We start from the raw sequence: 16,845 nt of genomic DNA on the forward strand, positions 1-16,845 counted from the left end.
CGACGGCTTCCATAAGAGTGGACAAAGGCCCGGAGAGGGGGGGATAAGGCCTTTGTCCTATGTCCGGCGTGGCGGGGGACAAGCCAGAGTGCCGGACAGCGGCATAATTTTGATTGCCGATAGATATCAGATGGCGCCGCGAATATGGCGATTCAAGGATGACGTGGATTACAAATCGGTAACGTGTGCGTGAGGGTTTTGGCGCCCTTCCGACCCGCCAGACCACCGTGGACTTGTCGTATTGCGCGCGCTAATCGTCATGCCATGAAAAATGGCGATCATCTCTTCCTAGTCGACGGTTCGGGCTACATCTTCCGCGCCTACCATGCACTGCCGCCGCTGACGAGAAAGTCCGACGGGCTGCCCGTTGGCGCGGTGTCGGGCTTCTGCAACATGCTCTGGAAGCTCCTCGTCGATGCGCGCGATACCGAAGTCGGTGTCACGCCGACCCATTTTGCGGTCATCTTCGACTATTCGTCCAAGACCTTCCGCAACGATCTTTACGATCAGTACAAGGCGAACCGTTCGGCCCCGCCCGATGACCTCATTCCCCAGTTCGGGCTGATCCGCCAGGCAACGCGCGCGTTCAATCTTCCCTGCATCGAGAAGGAGGGATTCGAGGCTGACGACCTCATCGCGACCTATGCGCGTCTGGCCACCGAAGTCGGCGGAGATGTGACGATCGTCTCGTCCGACAAGGATCTGATGCAGCTCGTCAGCGACCGCGTGTCGATGTACGACACGATGAAGGATAAGCAGATCGGCATTGCCGAAGTCGTGGAAAAATGGGGTGTGCCGCCGGAAAAGATGATCGATCTTCAGTCGTTGACTGGGGATTCGACGGACAACATTCCCGGCATTCCTGGCATCGGGCCGAAAACCGCCGCACAGCTGCTGGAGGAGTATGGCGACCTTGACACGTTGCTTGCCCGCGCCTCGGAGATCAAGCAGAACAAGCGCCGCGAGAACATCATCCAGTTCGCCGACCAGGCACGCATTTCGCGCGAGTTGGTGACGCTGAAGCGCGACACGCCGATCGAGGTTGGCCTGGAGGAATTGCGCCTCGAAGTGCAGGATGGACCAAAGCTCGTCGGCTTCCTCAAGGCCATGGAGTTCACGACGCTGACACGCCGGGTCGCCGAGGCAACGGGCGCGGATGCGGCGGAAATCGAACCCGCCGAGATCGAGTTGCAATCGGGCGCTGCTGCGCATGGCCCGGACCTCGACAAGGGCGATGCGGCGCCGGCCGAGGCCGGGAAGGGCGCTGGCAAATCCGCGGCTTCGGCTAAGAATGTGGATCAGCCCGGCCAGGGAACGCCGCGGGCGCTGGCCGATGCCCGCGCTTCTGCTGCGGCATCAGCGGCCATCGATCGCTCGTCTTACGTTACGATCCGGGATCTTGAAACGCTCGACAGGTTCATCGCCATTGCTCGCGAGACCGGCATTGTCGCCTTCGACACCGAGAGCAATTCGCTCGATGCCGTGCAGGCCGACCTCGTCGGTGTCTCCCTTGCCGTCGCCAACAACACGGTGGATGCATCCGGCTCCGAGATCATGGCGGCCTATCTGCCGCTCGCCCATCGCGTCGGCAATGACGATCTCCTGGGAGGCGGGCTGGCGCCGGACCAGATCGATTTCGACGCCGCGCTCGACCGGCTCAAGGAGCTTCTGGAAGACCCGGCAGTCCTCAAGGTCGCGCAGAATCTGAAGTATGACTGGCTGCTGATGAAGCGCTACGGCGTGGAGGTCGGCCCGTTCGACGACACGATGCTGATGTCCTACGTCGTGGAATCGGGGATGGCGACCTATGGCGCCACCGGCGGCCATGGCATGGATTCGCTGTCGGAGCGCTGGCTTGGCCACAAGACGATCGGCTACAAGGAGGTCGCCGGCTCCGGCAAGGGTCAGGTGACGTTCGATCTGGTTTCCATCGACAAGGCAACGGAATACGCCGCCGAGGACGCCGACGTCACGCTGAGGCTCTGGCTCGCCATCAAGCCGCAGCTGGTCGCCAAGGGGCTTGTCTCCGTTTATGAGCGGCTGGAGCGACCACTGGTGCCCGTTCTGGCGCGCATGGAGGAGCGCGGCATCGCCGTCGACCGGCAGATCCTGTCGCGCCTTTCGGGTGAATTCGCACAGGGCGCGGCCGCGCACGAATCGGAAGCCTACGAACTTGCCGGCGAGAAGTTCAATCTCGGTTCGCCCAAACAGTTGGGTGAAATCCTGTTCGGCAAGATGGGATTGCCGGGCGGATCGAAGACCAAGACCGGACAATGGTCGACTTCGGCCCAGGTCCTTGAGGACCTTGCGGCCGCCGGCCATGCGCTGCCGCGAACCATCGTCGACTGGCGTCAGCTCTCCAAGCTCAAATCGACTTATACCGACGCGCTGCCGGGCTATATCCATCCTGCCACCAAGCGTGTCCACACTTCCTATTCGCTGGCATCGACGACGACGGGTCGGCTTTCCTCGTCGGAACCCAACCTGCAGAACATTCCGATCCGAACCGCCGAGGGACGCAAGATCAGGACGGCCTTCATCGCCGAGCCGGGCTACAAGCTCGTCTCCGCGGATTACAGCCAGATCGAGCTGCGCGTCCTCGCTCATGTCGCCGATATCCCGCAATTGCGGCAGGCCTTCGCGGACGGCATCGACATTCACGCCATGACGGCCTCTGAAATGTTCTCCGTGCCGGTCAAGGACATGCCCGGCGAAGTGCGCCGGCGCGCCAAGGCGATAAATTTCGGCATCATCTACGGCATCTCGGCCTTCGGTCTCGCCAACCAGCTCGGCATCGAACGCTCCGAGGCGAGCGACTACATCAAGCGCTATTTCGAGCGGTTTCCCGGCATCAAGGACTATATGGACGCCACGAAATCGTTCGCGCGGGAGAATGGCTACGTGAAGACCATCTTCGGCCGGCGTGCCCACTACCCCGAGATAAAGTCCTCGAACCCGCAGGTTCGCGCCTTCAACGAACGTGCGGCGATCAACGCGCCGATCCAGGGCTCGGCTGCCGACATCATTCGCAGGGCGATGATCCGGGTTGAACCGGCATTGCTGAAATCAAGCCTTGCCGGGCGCATGCTGCTTCAGGTGCATGACGAACTGATCTTCGAGGTCCCGGTGGATGAAGTCGACCGGACGATCGAACTCGTCACCGAGCTGATGGAAAACGCGGCGATGCCGGCGCTGTCGATGAAAGTGCCGCTGAAGGTCGACGCCCGCGCCGCGGACAATTGGGACGAGGCGCACTGAGGCGCCTCACGCATAGATCATCTTCCGCGTCATGCCGCCGTCCACGGTAAATTCCGCGCCGGTGATGAAGTCAGCCTTGGCGGACAGCAGGTAGGCGACCATGTGACCAATGTCGGTGGGCCGTCCGACCCGGCCTGCAGGATGCTGGGCATGATCCGTCGGCGACAGGACCTCGTCGTCGACATTGATCCAGCCGGGCGATACGCAGTTGACGCGCACATCAGGTCCCAGGCTGATAGCCAGCGAATGCGTCAGCGCGACCAGCCCGCCCTTGGTTGCCGCATAGGCATGCGTATCGGCTTCGCTCATATGCGCCCGCGTGGACGCGATGAGCACCATCGCGCCCCTGCTTTCTCGCAACGCCGCCTCACCATGCTTGGCCAGCAGCATTGCCGGCGTGAGGTTCGTCGCCAGAACGGTGTTCCACGCATCGGTCGTCAGCTCTTCGAGCGAGGCAAAAGCCGCGATGCCGGCGTTGGACACGATCGCGTCGATTCGCCCGTGGCGCGCCAGAACGTTCTTCAACAGGGCGACGATGTCCTCTTCACGGGCGACGTCGCAGCAGATCGCCTCGCCGCCGGTCTCTCGCGCCACCTGGTTCGCCGCGTCACCATCGCGGTCGGCAAGGACGACGGCATATCCTTCGTCCGACAGCACACGGGCTGTCGCCGCGCCTATGCCATGGGCAGCGCCGGTGACGATGACGGTTCGTTCGCTTTCAGACATGACGGCCCTTTCACTGACAATTGATCCTGCTCTCGAAACCGCGCATTGAACTGTTCCGTTCCCCCGCTATCGTTCCAGCCGACAAAGACAATGAGGGATATGCCATGCGTCTGGCCACAATCGCGCTCACCGCCACGTTCCTGGTGGGATTTTGCATGTCGGGCGCCAGTGCTGCCGATCCCGATCCTGCCGAATGGCAGGCTGTTCTCGATGAGGCGGAAGGTCAGACCGTCTATTTCAATGCATGGGGCGGTTCGGAGAACATCAACGCCTATCTGGAATGGGTCGGCGAAGAAACGCAGCGCCGCTTCGGCGTCGAACTGGTCCATGTGAAGATCGACGACACCGCCAATGCCGTTGCACGCGTTCTGGCTGAACGCACGTCGGGCAAGGACGAGGGCGGTTCGGTCGATCTCATCTGGATCAACGGCGAGAACTTTGTCGCCATGAAGGAAGAGGACCTCTTGATGCAGCCCGGATGGGCCGGCGACTTGCCGAACTGGCGTTATGTCGATGTGGAGAACCAGCCGACGATCCTCACTGACTTCACAGAGCCGGTCGAAGGCCTGGAGAGCCCATGGGGTGGCGCCAAGCTGGTGTTCTTCTACGACAGCGCGCGGCTCGACGCAGAGCAGCTGCCCGACAGCGCCGGCGGTCTTCTTGAGTGGGCCAAGGCCAATCCCGGACGCTTGTCCTATCCCGCGCCGCCCGATTTCATCGGTTCGTCCTTTCTCAAGCAGGTCTTGAGCGAGGTGATCGACGATCCCGCCAAACTGCAGGAGCCGGTGAACGAGCAGACGTTCGAAGCCGACGTCGCCCCGCTGTTCGATTATCTCGACGCGCTCCACCCGGTGGCATGGCGCTCCGGCAAGGCGTTCCCACAGAACTATCCCGACATGAAGCAGAAGCTCGCCGATGGAGAGCTCGACATTGTTTTCGCGTTCAATCCTGCCGAGGCTTCGGCGGCCATTGCCGCCGGCGAACTGCCCGACACGGTGCGCTCCTTCACCTTCTCCGAAGGAACGCTCGGCAACACGCACTTCGTCGCCATTCCCTATAACGCCAACGCGAAGGCCGGCGCGCTCGTGGTCGCCAATTTCCTGATCGCGCCGGACGCACAGCTCAGGAAGCAGGACCCCGCCTATTGGGGTGATCCCACAGTGCTTGCGCTCCAAAAGCTCGGCGAGGAAGACCGCGCTGCCTTCGATGCGCTGGAACTGGGCGTTGCGACGCTTGCGCCAGATGAGCTGGGGCCGGTCATTGACGAGCCACATGCAAGCTGGATGGACCGCATCGAGGAAGAGTGGCGCCGCCGCTACATCACCGGCAACTGACATGGCCCTCGCGGCGCGACCGACCGGTTCCCTGTCATTCGTTCGCCTCGCGCCCGGCCTGACGCTCGCCGTCCTTCTTCTGCCGATCGCATTCGGGCTCGCTGCAACGTTCCTGCCTGCGTTTGGCTATCTGCCGGCCCTTGGCGGGACCGAATTGACGCTTGCGCATTTCGAAAGCCTATTCGCCATGCCGGCGATCTGGCGATCGGCAGCGCTCAGCCTCCTTACCGGGGTGGTCACGGCTGGCGTTTCGCTGCTGATCGTCATGCTGTTCGTTGCGGGTTGGGCCGGCACGCGCACCTTTGCGCGCCTGCAACATGCCGTGTCGCCGCTGCTGGCCATCCCGCATGCCGCCGCCGCGTTCGGCCTCGCCTTTCTCATCGCGCCTTCTGGCTTCCTCGTCCGCCTTGCCGCGCCATGGGCCGGCATCGAGCGCCCGCCCGATTGGCTGATCGTCAACGATCCGCTCGGGCTGACCATGATGGCCGGGCTCGTCGCGAAGGAAATGCCGTTTCTTCTGCTGGTGACGCTGGCCGCCCTGCCGCAGGTCAAGCGCGCCGAGACCATGCAGCTGGTATCCGCCTTTGGCTATGGGCGCATAGCTGGCTTTCTCTTCACGCTCTGGCCGCAGGTCTACCGGCAGATCCGCTTTGCCGTCTATGCGGTGATTGCCTACGCCACGGCCGTCGTCGACGTCGCCGTCATTCTCGGTCCCAACCTGCCCGCCATCCTTCCGGTCCGGCTCCTTCAATGGATGAACGACCCGGATCTCAGCCTGCGCTTCCTGGCATCGGCGGGCGCGGTGCTCCAACTTGGCGTGACTCTCGGCGCGCTCCTCGGCTGGCTCGTCATCGAACAGGTCGCATCCTCGATCTGTGCGGCGCTGAGGGGGCGTGGTCTGCGAATGGTGCGCGAGCGCATGCTGAGGATCGCGGCGCTCGCCGCGACAGGCACGACGGCAGTCCTCGTCTTCGGCGGCATCGCGCTTCTGGCCCTCTGGTCGTTCGCGGCTCTCTGGCAGTTTCCCGCCATCTTGCCGGACGCTTTCACGCTCTCCACCTGGCAGCGGGCCTTGCCGCGCATCCTGGAGCCGCTCGCCGTGACGCTTGGCGCCGGCGCACTGTCTACCGCCATCGCGCTCTGCCTCACCATCGCCTGCCTCGAGCAGGAAGCACGAACGGGCCGGGTTGCCGGCAGGCGCGCCATGCTGGCGATCTATCTGCCGCTGATCGTGCCGCAGATCGCGTTCGTTTTCGGCCTGCAGGTGCTCTTCCTGGCCAGCGGAACCGACCAGCGTTTCGCGGCGCTCGTCTTCGTCCATCTGGTTTTCGTCCTGCCTTACGTCTTCCTGTCGCTTTCCGATCCCTGGCGCGCTTTCGACCGGCGCTATGATCTGATCGCCGCAGGCCTCGGGCGCTCGCGCCTTGCGCTCCTGCTCAAGGTCCGGCTGCCGATGCTGTCGCGCGCCGTCCTCACGGCAGCGGCCGTCGGGTTCGCGGTCTCGGTCGGACAGTATCTCCCAACGGTGCTGATCGGCGAAGGACGCCTGACGACCGTGACGACGGAAGCCGTCGCGCTTGCTGCGGGGGGCAATCGCCGCGTCATCGGCGTCTACGCCTTCCTGCAAACGCTGCTGCCGTTTCTGGCTTTCGCGATTGCCTCGCTCGCGCCTGCCCTGCTATGGCGCAACCGCCGAGCGATGCGACCTTGAGGCCATGACGGAAAGCCGCGACAAGGGCCTTGCCCTCACCGACATCACGATTGGTTTGAACGGCAGGACGCTGCTTCGCCTGTCGGCGCGGGTCGCGCCGGGTGCGGTCCTGACCGTCATGGGTCCGTCCGGCTCCGGCAAATCGTCCTTGCTCGCCTATATTGGCGGCTTTCTCGATCCGGCCTTCGTCGCCTCGGGCTCATGCCGGGTGGATGGTCTTGAATTGACCAGCCTGCCGGCCGAACAGCGCCACGCCGGTCTGCTCTTCCAGGATCCGCTGCTTTTCCCCCACATGTCGGTTGCGGCCAACATCGCCTTTGCCGTGCCGCCGTCGGTCAGGAGCCGCGCCGAGCGGCGCGCGATCGCCGAAAGGGCGCTTGCGGAAATCGAGCTGGCCGGTTTCGGTGATCGTGATCCCGACACGCTGTCGGGAGGCCAGAAGGCGCGCGTCGCACTACAACGTGTGCTTGTGTCGCAGCCCCGCCTCCTGTTGCTTGACGAGCCCTTCTCGAAGCTCGACATGGCGCTGCGCGATCAGGCGCGGCAGCTGGTCTTCGACAGGGCAAATGCCGCCGGCCTGCCGGTCGTCCTCGTCACCCATGACGAAGCCGATGCGGCCGCGGCGGGCGGCGCTGTTTTCGAGATGCGGGCAGCTTGATGCCCCCCCTCCTGTCGCAGGCAATCGCAACGTTGCCGGCAGGCCGTGTCCTGCCGGAGGTGGCGGAAGCGCTCGCCGCCAAAGGGGCAGCGGTCCTGGCCGCTCCGCCCGGCGCCGGCAAGACGACGCTGGTGCCCCTTCACCTTCTTGGCGCACCGTGGCGCGCTGACGGCCGCATCATCCTCCTGGAGCCGCGCCGACTGGCGGCTCGGGCTGCCGCTCGTCGCATGGCCGACCTCCTCGGGGAGAATGTGGGCGCAACGGTCGGATACCGCATGCGCCTCGATACCCGTGTCTCGGCGAAGACCCGTGTCGAGGTGGTCACCGAGGGCGTATTCCTGCGGATGGTCCTCGATGATCCCGAACTCACGGGCGTTGCCGCGGTCGTCTTCGACGAGTTCCACGAGCGCGCGCTCGATGCCGATCTGGCATTGGCACTGACGCTGGACCTGCGTGCGGCGTTGCGGCCGGATCTGCGGCTTCTGGTCATGTCGGCGACGCTTGATACTGCGCGTGTCGCCGCGCTTCTGGGCGAGCCACCCGTCATATCCAGCCAAGGCCGGGCCTTTCCCGTCGATATCCGCTACCGCGAACGCACCGGGCGCGAGCGCGTCGAGGACGCGGTGGCGCAGGCCATCCGGCAGGCGCTCTTTGAGGAGACGGGATCGATCCTCGCCTTTCTCCCGGGGCAGGCGGAAATCCGGCGCACTGCCGAACGGCTGGAGGACCGCCTGCCTGCTGATGTTCTGCTCGCTCCGCTCTTCGGGATGATGGATGGCGAGGCGCAGGACCGAGCGATCCGCCCGGCCGCGGCGGGCCAGCGCAAGATCGTGCTGGCGACTGCCATAGCGGAGAGTTCGATCACCATCGACGGCGTCAGGATCGTCATTGATGGCGGCTTGCAGAGACTGCCCCATTTCGAGCCTGGAACCGGCATCACCAGGCTGGAAACGGTGCGGGTTTCCAGGGCCTCTGCCGATCAGCGCGCCGGTCGTGCCGGGCGGACCGAGCCTGGCATCGCCATCCGGCTGTGGCGCGAGGAGCAGACGGCGGCATTGCCGGCCTTCACGCCGCCGGAAATCCTGTCCAGCGACCTGTCCGGTCTGATCCTCGATTGCGCGGCTTGGGGCGTCAACGATCCCGCGACGCTCGCCTTCATCGATGCCCCGCCGCCACCGGCGCTCGCCGAGGCGCGCGCCCTGCTCGACACGCTCGGCGCGCTCGATCCGCGCGGCGGCCTGACAGCGACGGGACAGACGATGCGCACGCTCGGCCTGCCGGCGCGGCTGGCGGCCATGGTCGTCAAGGCCGAACCATGCGACAGGCTGAAGGCGGCGGAACTGGCGGTCCTCCTGACCGAGCAAGGGCTGGGTGGCAGATCCGTCGATCTTGCCGAGCGCCACCGCCGCATGCGCTTCGACAAGGACCGCCGGTCCTCCGCCGCCCGCGATCTGGCGGCGCGTGCGGCGCGCGACGCCGGCGGGGCGAAAGGTCAGCCGGTGCGCTCGGCCGGCGCGCTGCTGGCCCTCGGCTATCCCGACAGGATCGCCCGAAGGCGCGGTGCCCGGGGCCGCTACCTCATGGCCAGTGGTCGTGGCGCCGAACTGGACGAACACGATCCGCTTGCAAGCGAGGAATGGCTCACCGTCGCCGAACTGACGGGGCGTGCCGGCGCACATCAGGTGCTCGCTGCAGCCACGATCGAACCGGCCGAAGTCGATGCCGTCATCGCGGCCCTCGGGCAGGAGGGCGAGGAATGCTTCTTCGATCTGGAGAGCCGTTCGGTCCGCGCCCGGCGCGTGCGCCGGCTCGGGCTCATCGTGGTGGACGAAACCCCGCTGCCGCTGACCGACAACGCGTCCGTCGCCGCGACGCTGGCCGAAGGGGTGCGCCGGGCCGGGCTTCTGGCGCTGCCGTGGACGAAGGAGGCAAAGCAGCTGCGCGCCCGGCTTGCTTTCCTGCATCGCACCCTCGGTGCACCATGGCCTGACGTGTCCGACAACGCCCTGCTGGCCAGCCTCGATATCTGGTTCAGCCCATTTCAGCCAGGAGTCCGCGCGTTCGACGCCATCGCGCCGGCCAGCCTGCGCGACGGTCTCATGGCGCTACTGCCCCATGATCGGCATCGCCGGCTCGATCAGGAGGCACCCACCCACTTCGAAGTGCCGACCGGCTCGCGCATCGCGATCGCCTATGACGGGGAGGAGCCGCGTCTTGCCGTGCGTGTCCAGGAACTCTTCGGACTGAAAACCCATCCATCGATCGCCGAGGGGCGGCTCCCCTTGCTGCTCGAACTGCTGTCGCCAGCGCAGCGGCCGATCCAGACGACCCGCGACCTTCCCGGCTTCTGGTCAGGCTCCTGGTCCGATGTCCGTGCGGAGATGCGCGGCCGCTATCCTCGGCACCCCTGGCCGGAAGACCCCGCCGCCGCGCAGCCGACGAGGCGGGCAAAACCGCGCGGCATGTGAGTTCTTATGGACTTTGTGCGCTGCCTGCGCCAAGGGAGGGCGCGAAGGGCCAAAGGATGATGACGCTTACGGAACCTCCCATCGCCGGGCGCGGCCGCTATTCGCGCTACCGGCTTCGGCTGCAGACGCTGACGCGGCTGCGATGGCTGGCCGTTACCGGTCAGTCGATCACCGTTCTCGTCGTCGCCTTTCTGCTCGAGTTTCCGTTTCCGGTGCTCTTCTGTTTCGCGCTCATCGCCTGTTCGGCCTGGCTGAACGTCTTCCTCACATTCCGCTACCCGGCAACCCATCGTCTGGGCCCTTCGGCCGCCATGGGCGTTCTTGGTTTCGATGTCATCCAACTGACCGGACTGCTCTACATGACGGGCGGGCTGGTCAATCCGTTCTCGGTCCTCATCTGCGTGCCGGTGATCATCTCCACCGCATCGCAGCCGATCCGCTATACGCTGGTGCTCGGCGCGCTGACAGTGGCGAGCGCGTCGGCGCTGGCGATCTATCACCTCCCGCTGCCCTGGTATCCCGGTGTCGTTTACGAGGCGCATCTGGTCCTCATCATCGGGATCTGGATCGCCATCATCTCCACGACGCTGTTCGCCGCCTTTTACATGCATCGCGTCTCGTCGGAGGCCAACCAGCTTGCCGACGCACTCACCGCCACCGAGCTGACGCTGCAGCGTGAGCAGCATCTTTTCGCCCTGGACGGTCTCGCCGCCGCGGCCGCGCACGAACTCGGCACACCGCTCGCAACCATATCCGTCGTCGCCAAGGAGATGGAGCGTGCGCTCGGCCACGACGAGCGCTACCGCGAGGATCTCCAGTTGCTGCGTTCGCAGAGCGAACGCTGCCGCGACATACTGCGGCGGCTCACCACGCTTTCTACCGATGACGAAGAGCACATGCGCAAGCTGCCGCTGTCCTCGCTGATCGAGGAGGTCGTGGCGCCGCATCGCGAGTTTGGCGTGTCGATCGATGTCGATGTCCACGCATTGAGCGGAAGCGAGCCCGTCGGATTGCGCAATGCCGGCATTCTCTACGGGCTCGGCAATCTGGTCGAGAATGCGGTCGACTTCGCTGCAACCCGCGTCACCGTCGACGCGCGCTACGATGACGAGAACGTGGTGATCATCATTGCCGATGACGGACCAGGCTTTCCGCCCGAAATCCAGGCGCAGATCGGCGAACCATTCCTGACCCGCCGCGCCTCCGGCAAGGACAAGCGCGCCGGCGGGCTCGGGCTCGGGCTCTTCATCGCCAAGACACTGCTGGAGCGCACTGGAGCGGCGATGCGCTTCGAAAATCGCGTGTCCGGCGGTGCGCGCATCACCATGACTTGGCCGCGTGCGGCGATGGACGCCGGCCAGGCCGGGAGTTCGTTGGCGCAATCGTCCAGAATGCCTTATGTAACAGGGTGATGGCCGGCGCTTGCCGCTCGTTGCCCAGAATGGAGTCCATGATCCAATGACAGCCGAAGAAACTCCCGACGGCGAGATCGGCCCAGATCCGTCCCTGTTGCTCGTCGATGACGACGCGCCCCTGGTGCGCCGGCTGGCACGGGCGATGGAAAGCCGCGGCTTCACTGTCGAGATCGCGGAATCGGTTGCCGAAGGGCTGGCCAAGGCCAAGGCGTCGCCGCCCAAATACGCCGTTGTCGACATGCGGCTCGGCGACGGGAATGGCCTCGACATCATCGAAGCGATACGCCAGCGCCGCAGCGATACCCGGATGATCGTCCTGACCGGCTACGGCAACATCGCCACGGCGGTCAACGCGGTCAAGCTCGGCGCGATCGACTATCTCGCCAAGCCGGCCGACGCCGACGACGTCTTCGCCGCACTGACACGCAAGCCGGGCGAAAAGGCCGAGCCGCCGGAAAACCCCATGTCCGCCGACCGCGTCCGCTGGGAACACATCCAGCGCGTCTACGAGATGTGCGACAGGAACGTCTCTGAAACGGCTCGCCGGCTCAACATGCATCGCCGCACCCTGCAGCGCATCCTGGCCAAGCGCGCGCCGCGCTGAGTGCCGGGGCGCTAGATCGCCTCGCCGCCGGCTGCCCATTCTGCCATCAGGAGCCGGCTTGCCGCCGCATGCGCGAATTTCAGCGTCAGCGCCTTGCGCGTCGCTCCGGCAAGGCGATGCTCGGGCGCCTCACGCAGCATGTGGGCGCCAAACCCGTCGGAGAGGATGAGCCCGCACTCTTCGGGAAAGATATCGGCCGGCACGCCCGCATGGGTCGCGAAGAACAGGCGGTCGCAATGACGGCGGTAGTCCGGCCATTTGCGATCGACACGAAAGTCGGCGATCGATGTCTTGATCTCGACGATCCAGAATTCGCCGGATGGGCTCATCGCGATGATGTCGGCCCGCCGGCCGCTCGCCAGCGACAATTCCGGCAGCGTGGCAAAGCGCATCTCCGTCAGGAGGCGCTGAACCCCCCGGCGCACCAGCATGGCGCGATCGGATTGGCGTCCATCGACAAGCGGATGGGTGGTAAAGGGCGACACGAGAGGCATGATCGATTTTGCCATGCCCGCCCGGCAGAGACAATCGCCGCGGCAGCGTGACTTGTTGCGCAAAAGCCATGTCGGAAGGAATTCGAAGAAACGGCTTCGCCATATGCTTGTCAGCGCCGCGTTCACGGCAATAACCTGATGTCACGATCGGCTGGCGGAGCGCTGGCCGGAAGTCCGTCATTTTAAGCCCGCATCCCTCCACTATCGAGATCGCCATGAACCGTCGCGCATTTCTTGCCAGTTCGGCTTCCGCGGCCGCGCTTCTTCTAGCCGGCTGCGTCAGCACTCCAGTGTCCCGGCCGCAGCTCGCCGCCGATTATGGCGAAATCGTCGATGCCGGCTATACGATCCCCGCCGTTCCGATCCAGCGCCTGGAAGACCAGTTCAAGCGGCAGATCGTGCGCTACCCGACCAGCGAGGAGCCGGGAACGATCATCGTCGATACACCGAACAAGTTTCTCTATTACATCCTGCCCGGTGGTGAGGCCGTGCGCTACGGCATCGGCGTCGGCCGCGAGGGCTTCGCATGGCAGGGTGAGGCCTATGTCTCTTGGAAGCAGGCCTGGCCGAAATGGCATCCGCCGAAGGAGATGATCGAGCGCGAGCCATACCTTGAGAAATATGCCGATGGCGGCATGGAGCCCGGACTGACCAATCCGCTCGGCGCGCGCGCACTCTATCTTTACGACCAGGACGGCAACGATACGCTCTATCGCCTGCACGGCACGCCGGAGTGGAACACCATCGGCACCGCTGCCTCGTCGGGCTGCATCCGGCTGATGAATCAGGACATCATCGACCTTTACGATCGGGTACAGCCGGGCCGCCGGTCCAAGGTCGTCGTCTTGCAATAGGCGGTGTGCCGGCCCGCTATTGTGCGTCGGCCACCGTGTCCTCGTAGGCGATGAAGGTCTTGCCGATGTAGCCCGGCTCGCCGTCGACGGTTACCTGGCAGAAGTGCACGCACTGGTCGAGCGGCTGGGCGTCTATCTCCGTCCCGCCCGGCAGCACGCGGATGACGTCCGAGCCGTTGTCGGGCGCCGTGCGGAAATTCACGTACTCCTTCACACGCGCCGGGATGAGGTCGACGCTTCCGACGAAGGCGGCGTTGGGCATGTCGGTCTGTGCCGCGGCTGCGGCCGCCTCCAATGCCGCGATTTCCGCATCCGTCTCGGCAATCTCCACCGTCTCGGACCCGCGCAGCCCGTCATCTGCAATGGCGGCGGTTGTCGCGCGGTCGAGCCCGCCCGTTTCTGCAGCGGGCTCACCGGGTGAAGCGCGCGCCGCATCGTCGTCGGCCGTTCCAGTGAGGGCCGCTGCCAGTTCTGCGCCTTCGCCTTCGGTGTCCGAAGTCTGCGTGTCGTCCCGCCAGCGCGGATTGTCGTCGGCCAGCGGCGTCAGCCGAAGGTCGCTCTCGGCGATGCCCGCGTCGGGCTCTGAACCCGCCTGTTCTTCGCCAACTTCAACACCAGTCCGCTCGAGCGGACGCGCCGTCTTGTTCTCGGCGTTGACGAGCCCTGCGGTTTCCGCCGGGGGCGCTTTCGGCGTCTCGGTATCGGCCGGGGATACGGGCAGCTGCGCCACCGCCGCCACTGGCACCGGATCTGTATCGTCGGCCCTCGGCCCGTCCGAGCCGATGAAAAACGCACCCACGATGGCGATCGCCGCCAGAGGCACCGCCGTTGAGAGCAGATACACCCGTCGATCACGAATGAGGCTTTTCAGCCGGTTGTTTCCAAATTCCAGACGCGTCTTCATTTCGGCGCTCCCCGAAACGCTCAAGTCCCTTGCATGCACAATCATGTCTTCGCCGCAAAAACCCCTTCACCCCGCGCACACTTGCGCGGCCGGCTTTCCGCAGGCTGTTACCAAAAGGTTAATAGGGCCTGCATGGGTCCGAAATGAGGCACGATCTGAACGCAACCGGGACAACGTGAAAACGCCCGCCTGCTGGTGTTGCGGACGGGCGATTTCGCATTCATGCGCTTTGACGTGGCCTTGGGGTCAGGCGGTCGCGGCCTTCAGTTCCAGCCGTCGGCGGTGCAGCACCGGTTCGGTGTAGCCGGACGGCTGCTCGCGGCCCTTCAGCACGAGATCGAGGGCTGCCTGGAAGGCGATGGAGCCATCGAAGTCGGCCGACATCGCACGATAGGCGGTGTCGCCGGCGTTCTGCTGGTCGACCACCTTGGCCATCTTCTTCATCGTCTCGACGATTTGCGCCTCGGTCACGACGCCGTGGTGCAGCCAGTTCGCCATGTGCTGCGCGGAGATGCGCAGCGTGGCGCGATCTTCCATCAGTCCGACATCGTTGATGTCCGGCACCTTGGAGCAGCCGACGCCCTGGTCCACCCAGCGCACGACGTAGCCGAGGATACCCTGTGCGTTGTTGTCGAGTTCGCGCTGAATGTCCTCCGGCGTCCAGTTCGGCCGCTCGGCGACCGGGATGGACAGGATCTCGTCCAGCCGGGCCCGTTCGCGCGACTTGAGGTCTGCCTGCACCGCGGCGACATCGACCGTGTGGTAGTGCGTCGCGTGCAGCGTCGCAGCGGTCGGAGAGGGCACCCATGCCGTGTTCGCCCCGGCCTTCGGGTGGCCGATCTTCTGTTCCAGCATCGCCGCCATCAGGTCGGGCATGGCCCACATGCCCTTGCCGATCTGGGCGTGGCCGGCAAGCCCGCATTGAAGGCCGACGTCGACGTTCCAGTTCTCGTAGGCCTGGATCCAGGTCGAAGCCTTCATGTCGCCCTTGCGGATCATCGGCCCGGCTTCCATCGAGGTGTGGATTTCGTCGCCGGTGCGGTCGAGGAAGCCGGTATTGATGAAGACGACCCGCTCCTTCGCGGCGCGGATTGCCTCCTTGAGGTTCACCGTCGTGCGCCGTTCCTCGTCCATGATGCCCATTTTGATCGTGTTGGGCGCCATGCCGAGCGCGCTTTCGACGCGGCCGAACAGCGTGTTGGCGAACGCCACTTCCTCCGGCCCGTGCATCTTCGGCTTGACGACATACATCGAGCCCGCGCGGCTGTTCTTGCGACGTCCGTTCGCGCCGATGTCGTGCAGTGCGATGAGGCCGGTGACGAAGGCGTCCATGATCCCTTCGGGAATCTCGTTGCCGTCGCGATCGTGAATCGCCGGGTTCGTCATCAGGTGCCCGACATTGCGCACCAGCATCAGCGAACGTCCGGGCAGGGTCAGCGTCGAGTCGTCGGGCGCCGTGTATGCGCGGTCGTCATTGAGTTCGCGCGTGACGGACTGTCCGCCCTTTTCGAAAGTGTCCTTCAGATCGCCGCGCATGAGGCCGAGCCAGTTGCGGTAGGCCGCGACCTTGTCGTCGGCATCCACCGCGGCGATCGAATCCTCGCAATCCTGGATGGTCGTCAGCGCCGACTCCAGCACGATGTCGGCGATCCCTGCCGGGTCGCCTTCACCGATCGGGTTGCGCCGGTCGATGACGATTTCGACATGCAGTCCGTTCTTCGACAGAAGGATCGATGACGGCGCGAATGGCTCGCCGCGGTAGCCGGCGAACTGCGCTGCGTCCTTCAGCGCCGACGTTCCGCCATCGCCAAGCGCGATCACGAGCTTGCCGTCCTCGATCGAGAAGCCTGCAACGTTGTGCCAGTCGCCGGCGATCGGGGCGGAGTCGTTGAGGAAATTGCGTCCCCAGGCGATCACCTTCTCGCCGCGCTTGGGGTTGTAGCCCTTGCCCTTGTCGGCGCCGCCTTCCTCGGAAATGGCGTCGGTGCCGTAAAGCGCATCGTAGAGCGAGCCCCACCGGGCATTGGCGGCATTGAGCGCATAGCGGGCGTTCATCACCGGAACGACAAGCTGCGGTCCGGCCACCTTGGCGATTTCGGGATCGACATTGGCCGTCGATACGCTGAAATCCTCACCTTCCGGCACGATGTAGCCGATATCGCGCAGGAATGCCGTGTATGTGGCCAGATCCTGTGGCGCACCGTTTTCCCGGTGCCACGCATCGATCTTGGTCTGCAGATCATCCCGCTTGGCAAGCAGCGCGCGGTTCTGCGGGCCGAGTTCGTGAACGGCTTGCGACAACGCGGAGAAAAAAGCGTCGGCATCGATGCCCGTGCCGGGAACGGCCTCGTCGGTGATGAAGCTGTAAAGCGTCTTGTCGATCGTCAGTCCGTGCGTTTCGACGGTGCTCATCTTGTCT

The 16,845-nt window shown here is 64.9% G+C and carries 12 protein-coding genes; 8 read left to right on the forward strand and 4 right to left on the reverse strand.

Annotated features, from left to right (window positions below; genetic code table 11):
- Nucleotides 1-264 precede the first annotated feature (264 nt).
- Complete coding sequence (gene polA / locus CN673_RS14835; protein ID WP_099867127.1) at nucleotides 265-3,258, forward strand: DNA polymerase I; 2,994 nt, start codon at nucleotides 265-267, stop codon at nucleotides 3,256-3,258.
- A 6-nt stretch (nucleotides 3,259-3,264) separates the two neighbouring features.
- Here polA and CN673_RS14840 read toward each other — a convergent pair whose 3' ends face one another.
- Nucleotides 3,265-3,984, reverse strand: a complete 720-nt coding sequence (locus tag CN673_RS14840) for an SDR family oxidoreductase (RefSeq protein WP_099867128.1) — start codon at nucleotides 3,982-3,984, stop codon at nucleotides 3,265-3,267.
- Nucleotides 3,985-4,088: 104 nt separating this feature from the next.
- On the opposite strand from CN673_RS14840, the gene CN673_RS14845 reads away from it, so the two are divergent.
- The 6 genes from CN673_RS14845 to CN673_RS14870 are packed head-to-tail and all read left to right on the forward strand — an operon-like array spanning nucleotide 4,089 to nucleotide 12,174.
- Nucleotides 4,089-5,318, forward strand: a complete 1,230-nt coding sequence (locus CN673_RS14845; RefSeq protein ID WP_099867215.1) for an ABC transporter substrate-binding protein — start codon at nucleotides 4,089-4,091, stop codon at nucleotides 5,316-5,318.
- A gap of 1 nt (nucleotide 5,319) precedes the next feature.
- Nucleotides 5,320-7,029, forward strand: a complete 1,710-nt coding sequence (locus CN673_RS14850) for an ABC transporter permease (protein WP_099867129.1) — start codon at nucleotides 5,320-5,322, stop codon at nucleotides 7,027-7,029.
- A 4-nt stretch (nucleotides 7,030-7,033) separates the two neighbouring features.
- Nucleotides 7,034-7,687 (forward strand): ATP-binding cassette domain-containing protein, encoded by a 654-nt coding sequence (locus CN673_RS14855; protein ID WP_099867130.1) that lies wholly within the window; start codon nucleotides 7,034-7,036, stop codon nucleotides 7,685-7,687.
- Nucleotides 7,687-10,155, forward strand: a complete 2,469-nt coding sequence (gene hrpB, locus CN673_RS14860; RefSeq protein WP_099867131.1) for an ATP-dependent helicase HrpB — start codon at nucleotides 7,687-7,689, stop codon at nucleotides 10,153-10,155. Before CN673_RS14855 ends, hrpB begins: the two co-directional genes overlap by 1 nt.
- A gap of 56 nt (nucleotides 10,156-10,211) precedes the next feature.
- Nucleotides 10,212-11,567 (forward strand): ActS/PrrB/RegB family redox-sensitive histidine kinase, encoded by a 1,356-nt coding sequence (locus CN673_RS14865; protein WP_370853054.1) that lies wholly within the window; start codon nucleotides 10,212-10,214, stop codon nucleotides 11,565-11,567.
- Nucleotides 11,568-11,613: 46 nt separating this feature from the next.
- Nucleotides 11,614-12,174: an ActR/PrrA/RegA family redox response regulator transcription factor gene (locus CN673_RS14870; RefSeq protein WP_099867132.1), complete on the forward strand. Its 561-nt coding sequence runs from the start codon at nucleotides 11,614-11,616 to the stop codon at nucleotides 12,172-12,174.
- 11 nt (nucleotides 12,175-12,185) lie between these two features.
- Here CN673_RS14870 and CN673_RS14875 read toward each other — a convergent pair whose 3' ends face one another.
- The gene (locus CN673_RS14875; RefSeq protein WP_099867217.1) at nucleotides 12,186-12,668 is read right to left on the reverse strand and encodes an MmcB family DNA repair protein; all 483 of its coding nucleotides are present in this window, start codon (nucleotides 12,666-12,668) and stop codon (nucleotides 12,186-12,188) included.
- A gap of 215 nt (nucleotides 12,669-12,883) precedes the next feature.
- Here CN673_RS14875 and CN673_RS14880 point away from each other — a divergent pair, with 215 nt between their 5' ends.
- Entirely contained in the window at nucleotides 12,884-13,522 is a 639-nt protein-coding gene (locus tag CN673_RS14880) for a L,D-transpeptidase (RefSeq protein ID WP_099867133.1), read from the forward strand.
- 16 nt (nucleotides 13,523-13,538) lie between these two features.
- Here the strand turns inward: CN673_RS14880 and CN673_RS14885 are convergent, their stop codons facing one another.
- Nucleotides 13,539-14,426, reverse strand: coding sequence for an SH3 domain-containing protein (locus CN673_RS14885; protein WP_099867134.1), 888 nt, complete (start codon nucleotides 14,424-14,426; stop codon nucleotides 13,539-13,541).
- A gap of 246 nt (nucleotides 14,427-14,672) precedes the next feature.
- Nucleotides 14,673-16,838 carry a malate synthase G gene (locus tag CN673_RS14890; protein WP_099867135.1) on the reverse strand — a complete coding sequence of 722 codons (2,166 nt, stop codon included), beginning with the start codon at nucleotides 16,836-16,838 and terminating at the stop codon, nucleotides 14,673-14,675.
- Nucleotides 16,839-16,845 lie beyond the last annotated feature (7 nt).

Origin of the sequence: Neopararhizobium haloflavum (genome assembly GCF_002750855.1) — a bacterium.
Taxonomy (GTDB): Bacteria; Pseudomonadota; Alphaproteobacteria; order Rhizobiales; family Rhizobiaceae; genus Georhizobium; species Georhizobium haloflavum.

What these genes read in the sequence shown, in the direction of transcription:
- CN673_RS14850 (WP_099867129.1), top strand. Translation starts at nt 5,320, where the DNA reads ATGGCCCTCGCGGCGCGACCGACCGGTTCCCTGTCATTCGTTCGCCTC.
- CN673_RS14870 (WP_099867132.1), top strand. Translation starts at nt 11,614, where the DNA reads ATGACAGCCGAAGAAACTCCCGACGGCGAGATCGGCCCAGATCCGTCC.
- hrpB (WP_099867131.1), top strand. Translation starts at nt 7,687, where the DNA reads ATGCCCCCCCTCCTGTCGCAGGCAATCGCAACGTTGCCGGCAGGCCGT.
- CN673_RS14845 (WP_099867215.1), top strand. Translation starts at nt 4,089, where the DNA reads ATGCGTCTGGCCACAATCGCGCTCACCGCCACGTTCCTGGTGGGATTT.
- CN673_RS14880 (WP_099867133.1), top strand. Translation starts at nt 12,884, where the DNA reads ATGAACCGTCGCGCATTTCTTGCCAGTTCGGCTTCCGCGGCCGCGCTT.
- polA (WP_099867127.1), top strand. Translation starts at nt 265, where the DNA reads ATGAAAAATGGCGATCATCTCTTCCTAGTCGACGGTTCGGGCTACATC.
- CN673_RS14875 (WP_099867217.1), bottom strand. Translation starts at nt 12,668, where the DNA reads ATGCCTCTCGTGTCGCCCTTTACCACCCATCCGCTTGTCGATGGACGC.
- CN673_RS14890 (WP_099867135.1), bottom strand. Translation starts at nt 16,838, where the DNA reads ATGAGCACCGTCGAAACGCACGGACTGACGATCGACAAGACGCTTTAC.
- CN673_RS14865 (WP_370853054.1), top strand. Translation starts at nt 10,212, where the DNA reads ATGATGACGCTTACGGAACCTCCCATCGCCGGGCGCGGCCGCTATTCG.
- CN673_RS14885 (WP_099867134.1), bottom strand. Translation starts at nt 14,426, where the DNA reads ATGAAGACGCGTCTGGAATTTGGAAACAACCGGCTGAAAAGCCTCATT.
- CN673_RS14840 (WP_099867128.1), bottom strand. Translation starts at nt 3,984, where the DNA reads ATGTCTGAAAGCGAACGAACCGTCATCGTCACCGGCGCTGCCCATGGC.
- CN673_RS14855 (WP_099867130.1), top strand. Translation starts at nt 7,034, where the DNA reads ATGACGGAAAGCCGCGACAAGGGCCTTGCCCTCACCGACATCACGATT.